The organism is Veillonella sp. (assembly GCF_019414865.1).
GTDB lineage: Bacteria > Bacillota > Negativicutes > Veillonellales > Veillonellaceae > Veillonella.
Window position 1 is genome coordinate 1 of sequence record NZ_DXLG01000146.1, and the last position, 3,404, is coordinate 3,404.

General features: G+C 40.8%; 1 protein-coding gene. It reads left to right on the plus strand.

The features are described from left to right. Window positions 1–328: 328 nt before the first annotated feature. A partial coding sequence (locus QZ334_RS07505) for an acyl-CoA dehydratase activase-related protein (protein WP_295233295.1) occupies window positions 329–3,404 on the plus strand: 3,076 nt, incomplete at its 3' end.

Below are 3,404 nucleotides of genomic sequence, written 5' to 3' on the forward strand. Positions count from 1 at the left end.
GACAGGTTATGTGCTGTTAGGTACACTTTTTTTCATCTTAGAATGATATAATAACTTTTACATCCTATCTCGATGTAGAGGTGTTATTCAAATTTAGTCATATTTCATATAACTCTTTGGAATATAGAATAACATAGATTTTATCTACATTTGTTGTATAATATGTATAGGATATTTAAAAAATTAGATGTTTTTGTGAAAGCTTATCCTTATCTAAGTTTAATTAGATGTTTGGTGCATTTTATTTTAGATTCATGCTCAATGTACTACTTTCACAATATGAGTATGATCTTGTGTGGTCATACGGTTTTTGAAAAGAGAGGTATTTATGCAACACATGCTACGCATGGGTATTGACGTGGGCTCTACAACTGTTAAAGTTGTACTATTAGACGAACACGATAATTATTTGTATAAAAAGTACATACGCCATTATGCGAACATTTTGGACACCGTATATACCTTGCTCCAAGAGGCTCAAGTGGGCCATGAAAATGATCAAGTTCATGTATGTATTACCGGTTCTGGTGGTATGGCGATGGCTGAAAAGGTACGTATTCCATTCGTACAAGAGGTTATTGCTGAAACGCGAGCTGTAAAAGCATTGTATCCAGAAACTGATGTTATCATCGAACTTGGTGGTGAAGATGCGAAGGTAACCTATTTAGGTCAAACGGCAGAACACCGTATGAATGGTTCTTGTGCAGGTGGTACAGGTGCTTTCATCGACCAAATGGCGACTTTATTGCAAACGGATGCATCTGGTCTTAACCAATTGGCTATGAATGCTGATACGATTTATCCAATTGCAGCTCGCTGTGGCGTATTTGCTAAGACAGACGTACAAGCTTTGTTAAACCAAGGCGCATCTCATGAAAATATTGCAAAATCCGTATTCCAAGCGATTGTAAACCAAACAATTGCTGGCCTTGCATGCGGTCATAAAATCGAAGGTAATGTAGCATTCCTTGGTGGTCCGTTGACATTCTTGTCCGAACTTCGTCAATGTTTCTGCGATACCTTAGCACTAGATGAAGCGCATCGCATTATCCCTGAAAACGGTGAATTATTCATCGCCTTAGGGGCGGCTTTGATGAAAGAAGACTGTCGTGAGATTACGGTTGGTCAATTAACAAAAGAAATTGGTGCTCTCATCGGTATACCTATGGAGGCTACAGATCGTGTAGAACCTCTATTTAAAAATGAACAAGAATTAGAAGAATTCCGCGCTCGTCATGCTAAGGCTGTAACGCCAAAGGCGAATATTGAAGATGCGCAAGGTCCATGTTACCTTGGTATTGATGCTGGTTCTACCACACTTAAGGTAGTTCTCATCAATAGTAATAAGGAAATTATCTTCTCTCACTATGGTCCAAACCATGGTAAACCATTAGAAAAATCTCGTGAAATAATCGAGAAGATTTATGAACTGTTACCAAAAGGCGCCTATATTGCGCATTCTGGTGTAACGGGTTATGGCGAAGCCTTCCTTAAACGCGCCCTAGGCATCGATATCGGTGAAGTAGAAACAATGGCGCATTATCGTGCAGCTCGTTACTTCTGCCCTGATGTATCCTTTATCTTGGATATCGGCGGTCAAGATATGAAATGCTGTAAGGTTCGCGATGGCTATATCGAAGATATCGTATTGAACGAAGCGTGTTCCTCTGGTTGCGGCTCCTTTATCGATACATTTGCATCCGGTCTACGCATTCCAATTGACCAATTTGCGAAGGAAGGTTTGTTGGCATCCTTGCCAATCGACTTGGGCTCTCGTTGTACCGTATTTATGAACTCTAAAGTTAAGCAGGCTCAAAAAGAAGGTGCTACGGTACAAGATATCGCAGCAGGCCTTGCTTACTCTGTTATTAAAAATGCCCTTTATAAGGTTCTTAAGGTAAAAGATCCTAAAGAATTGGGTGATCATATCGTTGTACAAGGCGGTACATTCTACAATGAATCCGTATTGCGTGCCTTCGAGAAATTGATGGGCGTAGAAGTAATTCGTCCTGACGTATCTGGCTTGATGGGTGCTTATGGTATGGCCCTTCTTGCAGCTGAAACAGCAGAAGAGTTACAAAAGGAAAAAAGTACTTTGCTCGATAGCAATGGTCTTAACTCCTTACAAGTATCTACGACAATGCGCAATTGTGGCCTTTGCTCCAATAACTGTATGCTTACCATCAACGCCTTCTCTGATGGTCGTACCTACGTAACTGGTAACCGTTGTGATCGTGGTGCGGGCGGTATGATTCAAGAGGAACGCAAAGCAGTTCCTAACTTAGTAGACGTTAAATTGCGTCGTTACTTCGACTATTATTTGAAGAAAAATATTCCAGAGTTCGAAGGTAAAATGCGCGTAGGTATTCCTCGTGTCCTCAACATGTATGAGGATTTCCCATTCTGGTTTACATTCTTTAATACACTTGGCTATGAAGTAATCCTTTCCGATTACACTACAAAGGAACAATACAACAAGGCTATTGATACGATTCCATCCGATACAGCTTGCTACCCAGCAAAAGCGGTACATGGTCATATTCGTGATCTTGCGAATGCACAAGTAGACTTTGTTTGGTACCCTTGTATTCAACATGGCCCTAAGGAATTTAGCCGCGACAATAATTACCATTGTCCAATGGTTATTTCCTATCCGGAACTTATTAAAAATAACATGCAAGAGGTTCTGGGGGATACTCCATTCCACGCACCATTCTTGCCATTGGCTGATAAGAAATCTCTTGTTCCGGCCCTTGTGAAAGCATTGGACTTCTTGGACCTCAAGAAGAAAGATATTGCTAATGCTGTAGAAAAAGCTTGGGAAGAACAAGAAAACTGTAAGGCTTCTTACCGTGAAACGACAAAGAAAACAGTATCTCGCCTCGTAGCAGAACAAATTCCTACCATCGTATTAGCTGGTCGTCCATATCATTTGGATTCCGGTATTAACCATGGTATTCCAGAACTTATTACATCTCTTGGTATGGCTGTTCTTACAGAAGATGGTGTTGCTCCACTAGGCAATGAAATTAAGCATTTACGTGTTGTAGACCAATGGTCCTACCATAGCCGTTTATATCGCGCTGCTGAATTTGTAAGTAGAACAGAAGGGTTCCAAATTGTTGAACTTAACTCCTTCGGTTGTGGCCTTGACTCTATCGTAGCGGATCAAGTAAAAGATATACTTTCAGCAAACCATAAAATTCATACCTTACTCAAAATTGATGAAGGTACAAACCTTGGGGCTGTAACGATCCGTTTACGTTCCTTGCAATCCGTAATGGAACGTAGCTTGCGTCGTCATCACAACCCAGAGGCACCAGAAGTGGTGGAAGAACAATTGCCAACCTACGATTATAATCGCGTGGTGTTCACAGAGGAAATGCGTAAGACCTATAAAATCT